Source organism: Flavobacterium sp., assembly GCF_035760125.1.
Lineage (GTDB): Bacteria > Bacteroidota > Bacteroidia > Flavobacteriales > Flavobacteriaceae > Flavobacterium.
In genome coordinates, this window is record NZ_DASTTN010000033.1 from 1 (window position 1) to 17,092 (window position 17,092).

At 33.2% G+C, this 17,092-nt stretch carries 12 protein-coding genes and 3 tRNA genes; 7 read left to right on the forward strand and 8 right to left on the reverse strand.

Translation table 11 applies throughout. The features are described 5' to 3' along the window. Nucleotides 1–184 precede the first annotated feature (184 nt). Together VFS71_RS20235 and VFS71_RS01610 are read right to left on the reverse strand one after the other, a co-directional pair. A complete protein-coding gene (locus VFS71_RS20235; RefSeq protein ID WP_414655976.1) occupies nt 185–307 on the reverse strand; it encodes a DDE-type integrase/transposase/recombinase in 123 nt (40 codons plus the stop codon). A 6-nt stretch (nt 308–313) separates the two neighbouring features. Next, the gene (locus VFS71_RS01610) at nt 314–565 is read right to left on the reverse strand and encodes a hypothetical protein (protein WP_326398958.1); all 252 of its coding nucleotides are present in this window, start codon (nt 563–565) and stop codon (nt 314–316) included. 207 nt (nt 566–772) lie between these two features. Here VFS71_RS01610 and VFS71_RS01615 point away from each other — a divergent pair, with 207 nt between their 5' ends. From VFS71_RS01615 to VFS71_RS01630, 4 genes are read left to right on the forward strand one after another with little or no spacing between them, the layout of a single operon-like run. Beyond that, nucleotides 773–3,967, forward strand: coding sequence for a SusC/RagA family TonB-linked outer membrane protein (locus VFS71_RS01615; protein ID WP_326398960.1), 3,195 nt, complete (start codon nt 773–775; stop codon nt 3,965–3,967). A gap of 10 nt (nt 3,968–3,977) precedes the next feature. Next, entirely contained in the window at nt 3,978–5,417 is a 1,440-nt protein-coding gene (locus VFS71_RS01620) for a SusD/RagB family nutrient-binding outer membrane lipoprotein (RefSeq protein ID WP_326398961.1), read from the forward strand. Between the two features lie 16 nt (nt 5,418–5,433). Then, nucleotides 5,434–6,189 (forward strand): immunoglobulin-like domain-containing protein, encoded by a 756-nt coding sequence (locus VFS71_RS01625; protein ID WP_326398962.1) that lies wholly within the window; start codon nt 5,434–5,436, stop codon nt 6,187–6,189. 12 nt (nt 6,190–6,201) lie between these two features. Further along, a complete protein-coding gene (locus VFS71_RS01630) occupies nt 6,202–6,732 on the forward strand; it encodes a lipid-binding protein (RefSeq protein ID WP_326398964.1) in 531 nt (176 codons plus the stop codon). A 585-nt stretch (nt 6,733–7,317) separates the two neighbouring features. On the opposite strand, the gene VFS71_RS01635 is transcribed toward VFS71_RS01630, so the two are convergent. The 3 genes from VFS71_RS01635 to VFS71_RS01645 all read right to left on the reverse strand — a co-directional run bounded on the left by VFS71_RS01635 (nt 7,318) and on the right by VFS71_RS01645 (nt 7,642). Further along, nucleotides 7,318–7,391, reverse strand: a tRNA-Arg gene (locus tag VFS71_RS01635). 14 nt (nt 7,392–7,405) lie between these two features. Then, nucleotides 7,406–7,480: transfer RNA gene (locus VFS71_RS01640), tRNA-Pro, on the reverse strand. 78 nt (nt 7,481–7,558) lie between these two features. After that, nucleotides 7,559–7,642, reverse strand: a tRNA-Ser gene (locus VFS71_RS01645). A 524-nt stretch (nt 7,643–8,166) separates the two neighbouring features. Between VFS71_RS01645 and VFS71_RS01650 the strand changes: the two genes are divergently transcribed. Next, nucleotides 8,167–9,351: an acetyl-CoA C-acyltransferase gene (locus tag VFS71_RS01650; RefSeq protein ID WP_326398965.1), complete on the forward strand. Its 1,185-nt coding sequence runs from the start codon at nt 8,167–8,169 to the stop codon at nt 9,349–9,351. A 104-nt stretch (nt 9,352–9,455) separates the two neighbouring features. Further along, on the forward strand, nt 9,456–10,217 hold the full coding sequence (locus VFS71_RS01655) for a C40 family peptidase (RefSeq protein ID WP_326398966.1): 762 nt from the start codon (nt 9,456–9,458) through the stop codon (nt 10,215–10,217). A gap of 52 nt (nt 10,218–10,269) precedes the next feature. Here the strand turns inward: VFS71_RS01655 and VFS71_RS01660 are convergent, their stop codons facing one another. From VFS71_RS01660 to gyrA, 3 genes are all read right to left on the reverse strand, one after another. After that, nucleotides 10,270–11,334 (reverse strand): tetratricopeptide repeat protein, encoded by a 1,065-nt coding sequence (locus tag VFS71_RS01660; RefSeq protein WP_326398967.1) that lies wholly within the window; start codon nt 11,332–11,334, stop codon nt 10,270–10,272. Nucleotides 11,335–12,074: 740 nt separating this feature from the next. Further along, entirely contained in the window at nt 12,075–13,343 is a 1,269-nt protein-coding gene (locus tag VFS71_RS01665) for a tetratricopeptide repeat protein (RefSeq protein WP_326398969.1), read from the reverse strand. A 40-nt stretch (nt 13,344–13,383) separates the two neighbouring features. After that, nucleotides 13,384–16,002, reverse strand: coding sequence for a DNA gyrase subunit A (gene gyrA / locus VFS71_RS01670; protein ID WP_326398971.1), 2,619 nt, complete (start codon nt 16,000–16,002; stop codon nt 13,384–13,386). Nucleotides 16,003–16,264: 262 nt separating this feature from the next. Here gyrA and VFS71_RS01675 point away from each other — a divergent pair. Then, nucleotides 16,265–17,092, forward strand: an 828-nt coding sequence (locus tag VFS71_RS01675) for a Clp protease N-terminal domain-containing protein (protein ID WP_326398973.1), incomplete at its 3' end; no start/stop codon positions are given.

Genomic DNA, 17,092 nt, shown 5'->3' on the forward strand with positions numbered 1-17,092 from the left:
TTTTTTTTTTAAACCTAAACCATTTAAAATCCCCCACTTTATAAAACGATGATCCTGTTCTACTATGTTATTAAGGTATTTACATTGTCAAGGTATTTACATTGTCGAACCTCTATTTTAGAAAATGAACATTTGTTATAAAATTTAATCGCACTACTATTTGAGCCACTCTTGTCAATATTTATTAATCGGGGTTTGTAATTATATGGATCGCCTTGATTAGAAATGACTGGGCGCCCATCCTCTGCCTTCTCTTAGTCAATAAGAAATCAACCGTATTGCCAGACTTATCAACTGCCCTATACAAATAACACTATTGCCCTTTATTAATATAAGTCTCGCCCATTCTCCAACTACCTCCAACTTGTATTTTTCGTTTCTTCATTTGCATCTCCATTAATAGTGCAAACTTATATACCCACCGTTGAATTGTAGCATGGTCAACATCAACTCCACACATTTTCATGATCTCTTCAACATCCCGATAACTTAATGTAAACCTAAGCTTAAAATATACAGCCTGCAGAATAATAGACTTTGGATAACAATGACCTTTTGCATTCATGAGTTTAAGAGTTTAAAAAGGGAAAGATAAAACTTAGTTTTAGATGTGACAGAGTCCAATTTTTTCATATATTTTTTTTTTTATAACATAAATTAGTAATCGCTATAATGTTAAATTTTAAGTTAAAAAATACATAACTACCTATTTATCAGTATCTTTAACAAATTATTGTGATTTGTAAAGTACCAATTCAAAAACGTTTAAAAGATGAAACTAAAGTTCAATGGATTCTTAGTGCTTTTAGTAGTGCTAATGGCGCAATTAAACTTTGCGCAAGAAAGATCTGTTTCTGGAATTGTTTCCGACGATGTAGGCATACCCTTACCAGGTGTGAGTATATTAATAAAAGGAACAAAAACTGGAATACAATCAGATTTTGACGGGAAATTCTCTATCAAAGCAAAACCAAGCGATGTACTGATATTCAGCTATCTTGGAACAAAAACGACAGAGAAAATTGCAAGCTCAACGACGATTAACGTAAAAATGATCAGCGATGCAACGCAATTAGAAAGTGTTGTTGTTACAGCCTTAGGTATTAAAAGAGAGAAAAAAACTCTTGGGTATGCTTCAACTACATTAAACAAAGAGCAAATTACCAATGTAACCACTAATAATCCAATTGAAAGTTTATCTGGAAAAATTGCTGGTGTCGACATTAGCGCCCCTACACAGCCGGGTTCCTCTACAAAAGTAATAGTTAGAGGTATTGGTTCTATATCTGGGACAAACCAGCCATTATATGTAGTAGATGGAACACCTATTAATAATGATGGTAGTGCGAGCCAAACAAGACAAGACGGATCATCAATAGATAGATCATACGATGCGGGAACGGGTATTAACGATATTGATCCCAATAGTATTGAAACAATAACCTTCCTGAAAGGAGCTGCCGCAACCGCCTTATATGGATCAAGAGCTGGGCGAGGTGCTATCATTATAACTACAAAAAAAGGGAAAAACCAATCAAAAATAAACATTGACTTCGTATCAACTGTTGAGATGAGTGAAGTAGCACGTGTTCCACATTTACAAAACTCTTATGGACAAGGATGGAATGGTTTAGGCTATTCCCAACTTTCAACTGGTCCTGGCCCAAGTAATGAAAATGGATCATGGGGACCAGCTTTTAATGGGGAAATCAGACCTTGGGGAACAGTGTACAATAATTCACAACAAATCAAACCATATGTTGCATTAGAAGATAACGTAAAAGATTTTTATGATGTTGGCTTACTAACGTCAACCAATATAAATCTAAGTGCAGGAAATAATTTTTCCGATTTTTCACTTGGTTTTACTAAACTCAATAGTGATGGAGTAATTCCAACGAATGCAGACAAATATTTAAAAAATGCTTTAAGCTTCAATGGTGGTGTAAAAAACGAAAAAGGATCCATTCGTATAAGTTTTAATTACACCAATAAAGATCAAAGTGCAGTTAACACAGGACAAAATGACAATGCTGGAGAAGGTGACACCTTCATCCCTGAATTATTACAAATACCGAGAGATATAAGTGTTGTCGACTTAAAAGATTACAAAAATAATCCTTTTAATTCCCCCAGTTATTATTTTACTCCTTATGCCGCAAACCCTTATTGGGCATTGAATGAAAATAGAACAAAAATTCTAGGACAAAGTTTTTTTGGGAACACTAGTTTTAACTATAATATAACTGAAAACCTTACCGCAACATGGCAAGTAGGAGGAAATTATAAATTAGAAAACATTAAAAGTCATGGTGCAATTGTTAATTTCGACCCTGGATCTGCACAAAATTTGGCCGGTACTCAAGAAACTGTGGGTGGTGTAACTGAAAGCAGACTTGAAAGGAGCGAATTTGACACATATTTTAATTTAAATTATATTAAAGATATAAATGATAATTTCAAGATAAACTTATTGGCAGGTGTAAACTACAACAAAAGAGAGACCGACTTTTTAACAGCTTCGATAACCAATCTCATCATTTCTAATTTTTATGAATTAACTAACACCGCAACAAGACCTGAAATATCACAAAACAATACATTAAGGAAAAACTTTGGAATTTATGCTCAAGCAGAACTCTCATATAGCAATAAATACTTCCTTACTCTTACCGGACGACAAGACAAATCATCTACTTTGCCGCCAGACAATAATACTTATTTCTACCCTTCTGTTTCCTTAAGCGGAATAGTAATCGACAATGAGCAAACCTTCTTAAAACTGAGGGGTTCATGGTCACAGGTTGCAAACGATACAAACCCATACCAAACTGCGAATTCATTTATTAATGGTAGTGCAGATGCAGGTTTTGGAGACATAATATCTCCATTAGGAGGGGTTGGTTTCTTTGAAGCGTCTGGAATTTTAGGTAATCCTGATTTAAAACCAGAGCGAACCAGCGAATTTGAAATTGGTACTGAAGCTAATTTTCTTAAAAAACGCATCTCTTTAGACGCAGCCATTTACAATAGAAAAACAAAAGACCTAATTGTTTCGGTTCCTTTGGATCCATCAACAGGTTTTACAACGAAAGCTTTAAATATTGGGGATGTAGAAAACAGAGGTATAGAAATAGCGCTAGGATTAAAACCAATTAAAGGAGAAAGTTTTTCTTGGGAAATCAATTACACTTTTACAAAAAATCTAAACGAGGTTACCAAAGTACTTGATGATCGCAGAATTGATTTTGGCCCCACTTCAGGCGGTATAACCTTTTCGGCTAAAGAAGGTGAACCGATCGGATCTTTTTATGGATTAGTACCTAAAAAAAATGATGCTGGTCAGTTTATTGTGGACCCTAATACAGGTTTATACATTCAATCCGATGATGTAGAGTTATTAGGAAACGGACAACGAAAATTTATTATGGGGCTACAAAACACATTCAAATATAAAAACCTAAGTCTGTCTTTTTCTTTTGATTGGAAAGAAGGTGGTAAAATGTACTCTCAAACAAAAAATTTATCTTATTTTGTAGGTAATGGTATAGAAACAACTTACAATGACAGAAATACATTTATTATTCCTAACTCAGTAAATGACAACGGAGACGGAACTTATTCTGAAAACACAACTCCAATCGCTTTAGAAGATTTTTATTCTTATTTTAATGACAACCAAAACCCAGCCACTCAAGGTGCTTTTTTAATTGACAAAACTTATGTTCGCATGAGAGACATAAGCCTGTACTACAATTTAGACAAAAAAATTGTTGAAAAGATAGGTTTAACAAAATTTACAATAGGTATATATGGCAGAAACTTATTCATGTGGACTCCTGACAAAAATCCATATGTTGATCCTGAGGTAACTTCTTTTGGTAACGACTTGTTAAGTGAATATGGTGAGTTTGCTGCAAATCCATCGCAACGTGCCTATGGCTGTGTACTTAAAGTATCATTCTAAAACAGACAAAATGAAAAAGACATTACTATTAATTTCAGCTTTATCAGTATTTTCAGCATGTTCTGAAAAAGATTTTGATATAAATTACGATCCGGACAATTTGAGTCCGCAGGCCACAACTTTAGCATTACAACTACCCGCTGGTATGGCAGGGATTGCAGGTGCTCAGGGCGCATACTATACAATATTCGGAGGATTTTGGGCACAATACTATACACAAAGCAACACTGCATCCCAATATAGAAACCTTGATGCATATACCGCAGGGACAAACGACTATAACAGAGCCTGGTCTGCTATGTACGATGGTTTGGGTGATCTCAGAAGTGTTAAAAGAAAAGCGTTCGAACAAGGAAATTGGAAATATTATTTGATCGCAACGACCTTGGAAGTACATGCTTCCCAATTAATGACCGATTTTTATGGTGACATACCCTATACAGAGGCAAATCAACAAGATATCTTAGAGCCAAAATTCAATACTGGTCCAGAAGTTTATGATCTAATGATTAATGATTTAAAAACTGCTCTTGCAAAGGATTTGACTACATCAATTGGAGAAACACCAGGTGCTGATGATTTTGTTTTTGGTGGGAATATGGAAAATTGGAAAGCCTATGCCAATACACTTTTATTAAAGATATATATGAGACAAACTAAAGTAAATCCTAGTTTAGCTCAGACCGAAATCACAAATTTAATTAATTCTGGAGTTGCTTTCTTGGATACGGATGCTGCCATAACTCAATTTGAGGATGCACCAAACAGAAGTAATCCTTTTTATGAAACTGACAGAAGACAATTAAACGTTGGCACGAATATTCGAGCGAGTACAACGATGAATTCTTTTTTACTCGACAATAATGACCCGAGGAGGGACAATTTTTATACTGCTGGAGTCGCTCTAAACCAAGGTGATTTTAACAATACTGCGCTTGGTTCAAGTGCAGTAGCCGTATTAATCATAACCGCTATAGACCCACTCTATTTCATGAGCAGAACCGAGAGTTTGTTCCTACAAGCAGAGGCTTTGGCGCGTTATTTTGGCGGAGCTGGAGCAAAGGAAAAATATGATGCTGGAGTATTAGAAGCATTCAAAAGATATTCTAAGGACGGAGCTCCGTTCATAACTGCAACAGGTGTCTATAAATATCCTGACGGAACTCTTGATGCCAATTTAAAAGCTATCATGACACAAAAATGGATATCAGGATTTCCTGCAAATGGATTTGAAGCCTTCTTTGACCAAAACAGAACTGGTTACCCAAAAATATCAGCTGTTGAACAATCAAATGCTGGATATATACCTGGAGAATTGGCCTACTCCATAGAAGGGCTTACAGGAGGAGTTTTTCCTAGAAGATTTGTTTATCCAAACACGGTACAAACAAGAAACCGATTTGCACCAGATCTTGAAAAGATAACAACACCAGTATGGTGGGCTAAATAATCTAAAAATATACAAGATGAAAAAAATATTTTATTTTTTATTAGCAATAATAGCTGTATCGTGTTCCGAAACATCTACTGATAATGTATCAAAGGTTACAAATTACCCTTTGTTAACATTTAATGGAGACGAAACTATGTTCGTCCCACTCGGAAGTGACTTTACGGACCCAGGTATAATTGCAACCGAAGGTGGAAACACAATTCCATATACAACTGTTGTCGGCGCTGGAAAATATAAAGGCGAAAAAAATATAAACACTGATGTAGTTGACGAATATTCCATTACATATTCTGCGAAAAACAAAGATGATTTCTCTGGTAGTATCACTCGAAAAGTAATAGTATACAAAACAGGGGATTTAGTAAACAGTATTGAGGGAGTATACATTTCTACTGTAACAAGAAATGGAAGCTTATTAAATCCTGCACAGGGCTCTTCAGAAGACATGGAATATGTTTATATATGGAAGAATACAGACAACACATATGAAGTATCCGATGCCTTTGGAGGCTGGTATGATATAGGAAGGGATTTTGGTGCCGTTGGCGCTACTCCAGGCGGAACAATTTCCGGAGACATCCCTTCTAATAACTTCACCTTCCCAGGGAATCCCCTAGCAAATTCTAATTTTGGAGGAACCGCAAACATAACAGCTTTAAATGTAAACCCTACGACAAAAGTGATTACTCTAAATTGTACTTGGATAACCGAGGATGACCCTCCTTCAACTTACTCATTTATATCTACTTTAGAACAAGTTCAACCCTAAAAATCAATAAAAATGAACATACTAAAAGAAAAAGTCACAAAAGTATTCTTAACAATATTTTTATTAACACTTATTATTTCATGTGATGAAGGTGGCAACCCCGAAGGAGGCGGTACAACGACCCAAAATTTTGCAGGCGATTGGCATATTATTGCTCTTGAATCAGACGGAGTAACACCAGTTACAAACTATCTTTTATACACAACATATAATGCCTCTTCTAACGATGAAAACTTTTGGATTGACGACCATGATCCAAATGCAGGATTTGGACTTAAAACTAAAGTCCAAGCAAAAGACTTTAATACGTTAACATTTTCGGGGAAACCTAATTCAGAACAAATTTACCCAACCCGAACTGTCTTTCTACGCGATCCAACTGTCACTATAACTAATGGGAAAATCTTAAAAAATGCTGCTCATTCCTTTGCAGGACATGTTGTCGACAGTATTTACTTTGAAGCTGAATTTCCTTCTGAACCAGGCATTATTTACAAATTTGCCGGACATAAAAGAACGGGATTCCTAGAAGATGAGTTGTAAAATTTATAATTTTTTCATACACAAAACCATCAGTGAAAGCTGGTGGTTTTTTTATACAAATATTACTCATACCTGCACTATGGATGGAAACCGTTTAAAAAGATGCAGATGATGAACACTTCGAATCCTAAATCTTATAAAATTGGAGAATAACAAGAGCTGTTTTAAAAAATTTCAATAATGGATTCATGAATTTTATAACTTAACATCAACCACTGGGCTATTGTGTACTTAAAAATATAATTCTACAAATTGATCAAATACAGTCATTGAATTGAAAATTGATAAAAGTTTGTTTGTAATTGTTTCATGTTATTTTGTCTAAATCAGTCCACTTTTTGCTGACGATTTACAGCGAAGAATTTTTGTTGAAAAAAGGGAACAAAAAATAACTGAAAAGGTTCAAAACACCAATTAATTTAGATTGAATATTATCCCAAGTAGGACAGTTTTAATTTCTATCCACTATTTTCATATGCAAAAAATATGCAAAAAAGTCGCAAAAAGTAGTGTTTTGTTGCTGTAAATATAGAAATAAAAAAGTAGTAAAAACAAAAAACCCACTGAAATCAGTGGGTTTCCCGGTGAACGCAGAAGGATTCGAACCTTCGACCGCCTGCTTAGAAGGCAGGTGCTCTATCCAGCTGAGCTATGCGTCCATTATTTTTATTAGTCGGGGTGGCAGGATTCGAACCTGCGGCCTCCTGCTCCCAAAGCAGGCGCGATAACCGAGCTACGCTACACCCCGAAAACATTCTAAAATTTATTTATGAAAATATACTAAAATATTTGAATCTTGCTAAAATTCTTAATCATAAATAAATTGCGGAGAGACAGGGACTCGAACCCTGGCGACGATTACTCGTCGACAGATTAGCAATCTGCTCCATTACCGCTCTGGCACCTCTCCAAAACCTTAGGAAACGTGTCCTGTTTTGCGGTTGCAAACTTAAGACATGTTTACGTTTCTCACAACTATTTTAGAACTTTTTTTTCACATTTTTCCACTATTTATTCAAATCACTTCACTATCAAAGATATAAGTATCGTTCAAAAAATCATTTTTTTAAATAAAAAACTTGAAAGAGGCTATTATCACTAATTATGAAAAACTTTTTTTTTTAAAAAATATTAATTTCCCCCCTCATTCCTAATTCTTATAATTTTAAATTTTTTACTATATATTGAATTACAACTAAAGAAACTATTATGTTTCATAAAATATGAAACGAAATACAAAACATAGTAACGCAATATTTTCCAATGAAAGATTCATCTTATCTCGAAATTAGCAAATTTAAATTATTAGTAAATTAAGCAGAAATAAACAAAAAAACAGAGATCCGTTAAATATATCCCAATTTAAATCCATTAAAAATTTGAATTTTATAAAATAAGTTTAAATTTGCTATAATAAATCAACATATAATAAACATGAGCAAAAGAGTTGTTATCGTTTCTGCCGTTAGAACACCAATCGGCAGTTTTATGGGAGGATTATCTACAATTACCGCACCAAAATTAGGCGCAATAGCCATTAAAGGTGCATTAGAAAAAATACAATTAGATCCAAATTTAGTTGACGAAGTTTTTATGGGAAATGTCGTGCAGGCTGGCGTAGGTCAAGCTCCAGCACGTCAAGCTGCAATTTATGCAGGTCTCTCCAATAATGTTGCCTGTACTACTGTCAATAAAGTATGTGCTTCTGGAATGAAAGCTCTAATGTTAGGATCACAAGCCATCCAATGTGGAGATGCTGAAATTGTTGTTGCCGGAGGAATGGAAAACATGAGTTTGATTCCGCATTATATGAATTTAAGAAACGGAACTAAATTCGGACCTAGTACAATGGTAGACGGAATGCAAAAAGATGGATTAACAGATGCTTATGATAACAATGCCATGGGTGTTTCTGCTGATCTATGTGCTACTGAATATAAAATATCAAGAGAAGAACAAGATAATTTTGCAATCCAATCTTACGAGCGTTCAGCTAAAGCTTGGAGTGAAGGGAAATTCAACAACGAAATAGTTCCTGTTGCCGTTCCTCAAAGAAAAGGCGATCCAATTATTATTTCAAAAGACGAAGAATTTACAAATGTTTCGCTAGAAAAAATACCTACACTAAACGCAGTATTTACAAAAGACGGAACAGTTACCGCAGCAAATGCATCAACCATTAATGATGGTGCGGCGGCAGTTATTTTAATGAGTGAAGAAAAAGCAATTTCTTTAGGTTTAAAACCATTAGCATATATAAAAGGATATGCCGATGCCGCCCAAGAACCAAAATGGTTTACAACGAGTCCTGCAAAAGCATTACCAAAAGCATTAGCGAAAGCAAACCTAGCTCTAGATGAAATTGATTATTTTGAATTCAATGAAGCTTTTTCAGTAGTTGGATTAGCCAATTCTAAAATACTTGGACTAGATAATCAAAAAGTAAATATTAATGGCGGAGCAGTATCATTAGGACATCCACTTGGTTGTTCAGGCGTTAGAATAATTGTTACATTAATAAATGTTTTGGAACAAAACAATGCTAGATATGGAGCTGCCGCAATCTGTAATGGTGGTGGTGGTGCTTCAGCCTTTGTTATAGAAAGAAATATTTCATAAATATCACTTTAAATAAAAATACAAATATTAAATAATACGAATTGAAAATTACTATTTTTACAAATATTTTTGATTCGTATTATTTTAATTTCTAATTTATATAAATGTTTGGGATTTGTAATTTAGCCATTATTCCACTTCGTGCCGAAACTAGTGATAAAAGTGAAATTGTTTCTCAAGTTTTATTTGGAGAACATTTTGAAGTTTTGGAACAATATAAACAGTGGTCTCATATAAAAATGCAATATGACCAATATCAAGGCTGGGTAGATACTAAACAATTTCAACCTATTACAGAGTCCAGTTACAACCAACTCTCATCAGACACAATCATCCTTAATGCAGATTTGATAGAATATATTGTAGCCCCATCAAATATATTGATTCCGATTCCACTTGGGGCCTCCTTGTCCTTTTTAAATTATCCAGAAATTAATTCAAGTAATTTTAATTTCGAAGGAGAAAAAATAAGTGGCGTAAAACCAAAAAACAAAATTATAAACTCTTCTTTTATGTATTTGAATGCACCTTATTTATGGGGCGGAAAAACACCTTTTGGAATAGATTGCTCTGGCTTTACACAAATGGTATACAAATTAAATGGTTATAAATTATTACGAGATGCATCGCAACAAGCAACACAAGGAGAGGCATTAAGTTTTATTGAAGAAAGCGAACCTGGTGATTTAGCTTTTTTTGACAATGACGAAGGAAACATAATACATGTGGGAATAATAATGGAAAACAATTATATTATTCATGCCAGCGGAAAAGTAAGAATTGACAGATTAGATCATTTAGGAATCTACAATGCAGAAACCAACAAACATACTCACAAACTAAGAGTAATTAAAAAAATCATATAAATAAAAAATGCCAGAAATATTTTCTGGCATTTTTTATTTATATGATTTAAAGCTACATACTTGCTTTTAATGAATTGTATTCATTAGTCATATCCAAAGATCTATAAACCCCCAATAGAGACTTCATAACATCTTGATTTTTAGGCTCAATAGTCAATGCTTTTTTAAGATAAGGAATTGCACTTCTTACCAAATCGTCTTTTTTGTTTTTTAACTGGTCATAAAGTTCCATTTCTTTTGGAGTATTCCCCAATGCCGCCATCTGATCTATTAAAGCCTTTTTAGATTCCAATTTAACATAAGCTAAATTAATATAAGCATCAATATAATTTGGATCTAGTTCTAAAACTTTATTATAGCAAATTTCCGCTTTAACAGCATCATTTTTTTCAAGATAGATATAAGCCAAATTTTTATTAATTTCTAACTTTTTAGAAGGCGAAAACTCGTCTCTCGGTTTTTCGTGAAATCCCGCAGTTATACTTGCTGTCCTAACCGCTGCAGAAGCAAAACTTTCCTCACCTTTTGTTTTTTTATTTACAGCAAAGTAAATTACTCCTTTTCCAGAATAATTAACTTTTTTTAATTCTTCATAATATTTAATAGCTGAATCATAATCTTTTGCCGTCATCGAAGAAGAAGCTGCATTAAATAAATTCAAAGTGTCTTTTTTATCAAATAAGTAGACCTTATAACTTTTTTCAGCACTCTCTGCAAATTTTCCAGCTTTATAATCATCCACTGCACCATTGACAAGTTTAGATTTCATCTCTCTCAAAGCAGCATTTGCTTGTAATGAATATTTATATTTACCCGCTTCATTTTCAGCTTTAATCAATTCTTGATAAGCCTCAGCTGCTAAAGAAAGATTATTGGCCATATCAATATTTTTCAAAGCTATATCTTTCAAAACATTACCTTTCAAAAAATAGAAGTCTGACTTCTCTTCATCAGTAGAATTAAAAATCAAATATTCCGTCTTTTTCAAAATACCCAATGCATCTTGAGATTTTCCACTTTCAAAAACTGACTGAGCAGCTTTTATTTGGTCCTTTTGTGCGTACACACCAGCATTTATCAATAACACTATTGATAGCATTACAAATTTTCTTTTCATTAGGTTAAGTTTAGTTGTTAGTATTAGGGGTTGATAATTTTGCAAAAAAATAATGCAAAAACTTTTTTTTACTCCTTCTATAATTTATTAATAACTATACTACTTAATAAACTAAAAAGAAAGAAATAAAATATTAAAGGGTAAAAATGTAATGTTTAAAATTTATTGGCTAGAATTTCAAAATAGATTTTCTACTCTAGAAAACGATTTTTCAAAACATTTTAAAAGAAAGTAGTTTTTTTTTCATATTTATTTTTTAGGTTAAACAATTTGGAATAATTCATTCTATTTAAATTACATATAATTAACAATACTTAGTTTACATATCTTTTTCATCAACTACATCGTTTTCTTAACTCATAATTTTGCTCTAAAATAAAATTATTTTTTGATTATACAAATAAAATATTAATAAATCTTAACATAAAAATAACGATTTCGTAAAATAAGGCAATCACTATTGTCTTTTTAATTTATTTCAAAAGTAAACCGTGAAATATCAAAACATTACCACCTTATAGCTACTTTATTCGCTATAATACAAAATATCCGATTTACTTTATACCTATTTTTACAATACCAATCAACAAAAAAACCTTATTAAACATCAACCTATATCACTATTAATAACCTTAAAATAAATAACTAGCTGTTTTTTTTTAAACATAATACCATAAAATAAAAAATCCTGCATCGAATGTTATATTCGAGCAGGATTTTATTTCACTAATTAGTAAAAACTACATTTTCGTCTTTAAAGCTTTATACTCTGTAGTCATTTCTAATGCGCTGTAAACATTCAATAATGTTTTTGCAACATCAACATTTTTAGGATCTAATGCTACCGCTTTCTCTAGATATGGAATTGTACTTCTAAACAAATCTTCACGCTTTTTCTTCAAAACATTATAACGCTTCATATCATCAGCAGAATTACCAAGCTTATTCATTTCATCAATGATAGCTTTTTCATTATCCAACTTCATTGCAGCCATATTGATATAAGCATTGATATATTTCGGATCTAATTCCATAACTTTAGTATAGAATTTCTCCGCTTCAGTATAGTTTTTAGCTCCAGCACTAACGACACCTAAATTAAAAATCAAATCCACATCATTTGGATTTTTTTCCAATGCTTCAGAAATCAACTTTTTGTAAGTATCCATATCTTTTGATTCAAGATACAAATTAGCTTCAGTCAATATTAAAGAAGTATCTTCTGGATTTGCTTTTCTAGCATCAGAAACTGCTTTTTTCGCTAAATCCATTTTCCCTTGCTGAACATAAATTAAAGCTACGTTTTTATAGATTTCTCCTCTTTTAGAAGGTACGTTTTCCGTTCTTGGTTTTTCATGCGTTCCCATTTTAACCATGCGATCCCTGTCAGCGGCAGTATTGAAAAAATCTTCTTGACCATTTACTTTATTAACCGCATAATAATACGTTCCTTTTCCAGAATAATTCAAAACTTTCAACTCTTCATAAAGCTTAAGAGCAGTATCATAATCCTTTGCATTTACATAAGTTGACGCAGCATAATAAAGATTAATAGTATCTTTTTTCTCTAATAAATAAGCTTCATATAACTTTTTAGCTCCCTCTGCATCCTTATTAGCTTTTGTATCTTCAATAGCCGAATTAATTAGTTTTCCTTTAATTTCAGCTATTGATGTCGCAGCTTGTGTAGAATATTTTACCTTTCCAGAAGCTTTTTCAGCCTCTAATAATTCTTGATATGCTTTTGCTGCTAGACTTAAATTCTTATCAGCCTCAATATTTTTATTAGCCAAATCCAAATATGCATTTCCTTTTACAAATAAAAATTGAGCTTTTTCAGCATCAGGGGCATTTAGAGTCAAAGACTCCGCTCCAGTTAAAATTGTAATAGCCTCATCAGACTTACCAGCTTTTAATGCCTTTTCAGCAGCTTTAATTTCATTTTTTTGAGCAATACTTGCTACTGATAAAAATAATGCTGACGCTATTATTACATATCTACTTTTCATATTAATCTATTTTATATTTATTTATTCTTTTACTGTTTAATTATGCCTCATCATCAGCATCCTCTTCCTCAGAGTCATCTTCTTCTACTTCATCGTCACCCTCATCCTCATCCTCTTCAGTTGCCCCATCATCTTCAAGCACTTCCAAAACAGGCTTCACTCTTTCGATTACAGCATCTTCAATAACATTTCCATCTTCATCAACTACTACTTCTTCTGCATCATCTTTCATTACTTTAGTAACAGCTGCTATTGAATCATTACCTTTAATATTAATCAATTTAACACCTTGCGTAGCTCTTCCCATTACTCTTAGATCTTCTACAGCCATTCGTATAGTTAAGCCAGATTTATTGATAATCATTAAATCATCTGCATCTGTTACAGCATTTATAGAAATTAATTTACCCGTTTTTTCAGTAATATTAAGAGTTTTAACTCCTTTACCTCCACGGTTTGTAATTCTATATTCATCTAGACTAGAACGTTTTCCATAGCCATTTTCAGCAACTACTAGAATTTCACTGTTCATATCATTTACAGTTACCATTCCAATCACTTCGTCAGTCTCATCTTTTAAAGTAATACCACGAACTCCAGAAGCAGTTCTTCCCATTGGACGTGTTTTGGTTTCTTCAAAACGAACCAATTTACCTGATTTAACTGCTAAAATGATTTGGCTTTCACCATTAGTCAACTTAGCTTCCAATAATTCATCACCTTCTTTAATTGTAATTGCAGCAACACCATTAACTCTTGGTTTAGAATATTTCTCCAATGAAGTTTTCTTAACCTGACCTTGTTTAGTCACCATTACAAGATTATGACTATTGATATACTCTTTATCTTTTAAATCCTGAGTACATATAAAAGCTTTGACTTTATCATCACTCTCAATATTCACTAAATTCTGAATAGCTCTACCTTTCGCTGTTTTACTTCCTTCTGGAATTTCATAAACCCTCATCCAGAAACATTTTCCTTTTTGAGTAAAAAACATCATATATTGATGATTCGTCGCAACAAACATATGCTCTAAGAAATCCTGATCTCTTGTACCAGCACTTTTTTGCCCAACTCCTCCTCTATTTTGTGTTTTATATTCAGATAAGTTTGTACGTTTGATGTAACCAGCATGAGATATCGTAATAACCACATTCTCATCTGCAATCAAATCTTCTATACTAACATCACCTCCAGAATATTCAATTTGCGAACGACGCTCATCCCCATATTTGTCACGAATTTCCGTTAGTTCTTCTTTTATCAATGCAGTTCTTAAATTAACATCAGCTAATAAGGATTTCAAATACTCAATCAATTTCATGATTTCATCATACTCCGCTCTCAACTTGTCTTGTTCAAGACCTGTTAATTGACGTAAACGCATTTCAACAATCGCACGAGATTGAATATCTGACAATTTAAATCTTTCGATTAATTTATCTCTTGCCTCTTCTGTGTTCTTTGATGCTTTAATTAACGCAATAACTTCATCAATATTATCAGAAGCGATAATCAATCCTTCTAAAATATGTGCTCTTGCTTCAGCTTTCTTTAATTCGAATTGTGTTCTACGTGTCACAACATCATGACGATGCTCAACAAAATAATGAATCAGATCTTTTAGATTCAACATTTGCGGGCGACCTTTTACAATTGCAATATTATTTACACTGAAAGAAGACTGCAATTGTGTAAACTTATAAAGTGTATTCAAAACCACATTTGGCGTGGCATCACGTTTCAATATATAAACGATACGCATACCATTTCTATCCGATTCATCACGAATATTGGCAATACCATCAATTTTCTTTTCGTTTACTAAGTCAGCAGTACGTTTGATCATGTCCGCTTTATTAACTTGGTATGGAATTTCGGTGACAATAATAGACTCACGTCCATCCACTTCTTCGAAACCTACTTTGGCACGCATCACTACCCTACCTCTACCAGTCTTAAAAGCTTCACGAACCCCTTCATAACCATATATTATACCTCCAGTTGGAAAATCAGGAGCTTTAATATGAGTCATCAATTCGTCAACTTCTATATCATTATTATCAATATAAGCTAACGTACCATTGATAACTTCTGTTAAATTGTGAGGAGGCATATTTGTTGCCATACCTACTGCAATTCCTGTTGCACCATTTACCAATAGTGTAGGAACTCTAGTCGGCATAACTGTTGGTTCTTCTAATGTATCATCAAAATTTAGTTTAAAATCAACTGTTTCTTTATCTATATCTGCAAGAATTTCTTCTGAAATCTTACGCATTCTAGCCTCTGTATAACGCATCGCTGCAGGACTATCTCCATCCACAGATCCAAAGTTACCCTGACCATCTATCAACAAATAACGCATACTCCATTCTTGCGCCATACGAACCATAGCATCATAAACTGAAGTATCACCATGAGGGTGATATTTTCCAAGAACTTCCCCGACAATTCTTGCAGACTTTTTATGGGCAGATCTAGAATTTACCCCTAAATCATGCATACCAAATAATACTCTTCGATGTACTGGTTTCAAGCCATCTCTAACATCTGGAAGTGCTCTTGATACAATTACCGACATCGAATAATCAATATAGGCAGTTTTCATTTCATCCTCAATGTTAATAGGAATTAACTTTTCTCCTTCAGACATAATATATTCTTAAATTAAAATTATTTTGTTTTAAAAAATCCCGCTAATATAACCTTTCTGAATATGTTTTCATGTATAAATAGGCAGAAATTTATTCGATTTATTAACAAATTTTTATTCCTATTTGGTTAATAAATTAAACCGTCTTTAACTATATGTTCGTCATTTTTTTTGTCAATTAGCGGTAAGAGTTTTTATAAGGTATGATTTTTGCTTTTAACTATCTTATTTACTAAATTTACAATAACAATACCTAACAATCATGGATGATAATTTTTCACCTAGAGTAAAAGACGTTATTACTTATAGCAAAGAAGAGGCACTGCGTCTTGGACATGACTTTATAGGTACTGAACATTTGATGCTTGGCATTCTGAGAGATGGAAATGGTAAAGCAATTCACATCCTTAACAACCTGTCTGTAGATCTTGATCATCTAAGAAGAAAGGTTGAAATACTAAGCCCCGCCAACCCTAGCATTGATGTAAGTGTAGAAAAGAAAAATTTACATCTGACACGTCAAGCAGAACGTGCTTTGAAGACTACTTTTTTAGAAGCAAAAGTTTTCCAAAGCTCATCAATCAGCACTGCACACTTACTGTTGTGTATCTTGAGAAACGAAAATGATCCTACAACCAAGCTATTGAATAAACTTAAAATCGATTATGACGTAGCTAAAGAACAATACATAAATATGACTCCAAACGAAGACGATTTTTTAGAAAACTTGCCAAAAAACGAATCTTACAATGACGATTCAGGACAAGATGACAGCCTCAAGGAAGGTAATTTCAATAATCCCGCCAACAAGTCAAATAAAAAATCTAAAACCCCTGTCCTTGACAATTTTGGGAGAGATTTAACAGAAATGGCGGAAGAGGGCAAATTAGATCCTGTGGTAGGACGTGAAAAAGAAATAGAACGTGTTTCACAAATTTTGAGTCGTCGTAAAAAGAATAATCCTTTATTAATAGGTGAACCAGGTGTTGGTAAATCGGCTATTGCTGAAGGTCTTGCTTTAAGAATAATTCAAAAGAAAGTTTCCCGTATATTATTCAACAAACGTGTTGTAACTCTAGATTTAGCAAGC

Excerpts from the sequence above, each read along its gene's own strand:
- VFS71_RS01630 (WP_326398964.1), top strand. The coding sequence starts at position 6,202 with ATGAACATACTAAAAGAAAAAGTCACAAAAGTATTCTTAACAATATTT.
- gyrA (WP_326398971.1), bottom strand. The coding sequence starts at position 16,002 with ATGTCTGAAGGAGAAAAGTTAATTCCTATTAACATTGAGGATGAAATG.
- VFS71_RS01665 (WP_326398969.1), bottom strand. The coding sequence starts at position 13,343 with ATGAAAAGTAGATATGTAATAATAGCGTCAGCATTATTTTTATCAGTA.
- VFS71_RS01615 (WP_326398960.1), top strand. The coding sequence starts at position 773 with ATGAAACTAAAGTTCAATGGATTCTTAGTGCTTTTAGTAGTGCTAATG.
- VFS71_RS01660 (WP_326398967.1), bottom strand. The coding sequence starts at position 11,334 with ATGAAAAGAAAATTTGTAATGCTATCAATAGTGTTATTGATAAATGCT.
- VFS71_RS01625 (WP_326398962.1), top strand. The coding sequence starts at position 5,434 with ATGAAAAAAATATTTTATTTTTTATTAGCAATAATAGCTGTATCGTGT.
- VFS71_RS01610 (WP_326398958.1), bottom strand. The coding sequence starts at position 565 with ATGAATGCAAAAGGTCATTGTTATCCAAAGTCTATTATTCTGCAGGCT.
- VFS71_RS01650 (WP_326398965.1), top strand. The coding sequence starts at position 8,167 with ATGAGCAAAAGAGTTGTTATCGTTTCTGCCGTTAGAACACCAATCGGC.
- VFS71_RS01620 (WP_326398961.1), top strand. The coding sequence starts at position 3,978 with ATGAAAAAGACATTACTATTAATTTCAGCTTTATCAGTATTTTCAGCA.
- VFS71_RS01655 (WP_326398966.1), top strand. The coding sequence starts at position 9,456 with ATGTTTGGGATTTGTAATTTAGCCATTATTCCACTTCGTGCCGAAACT.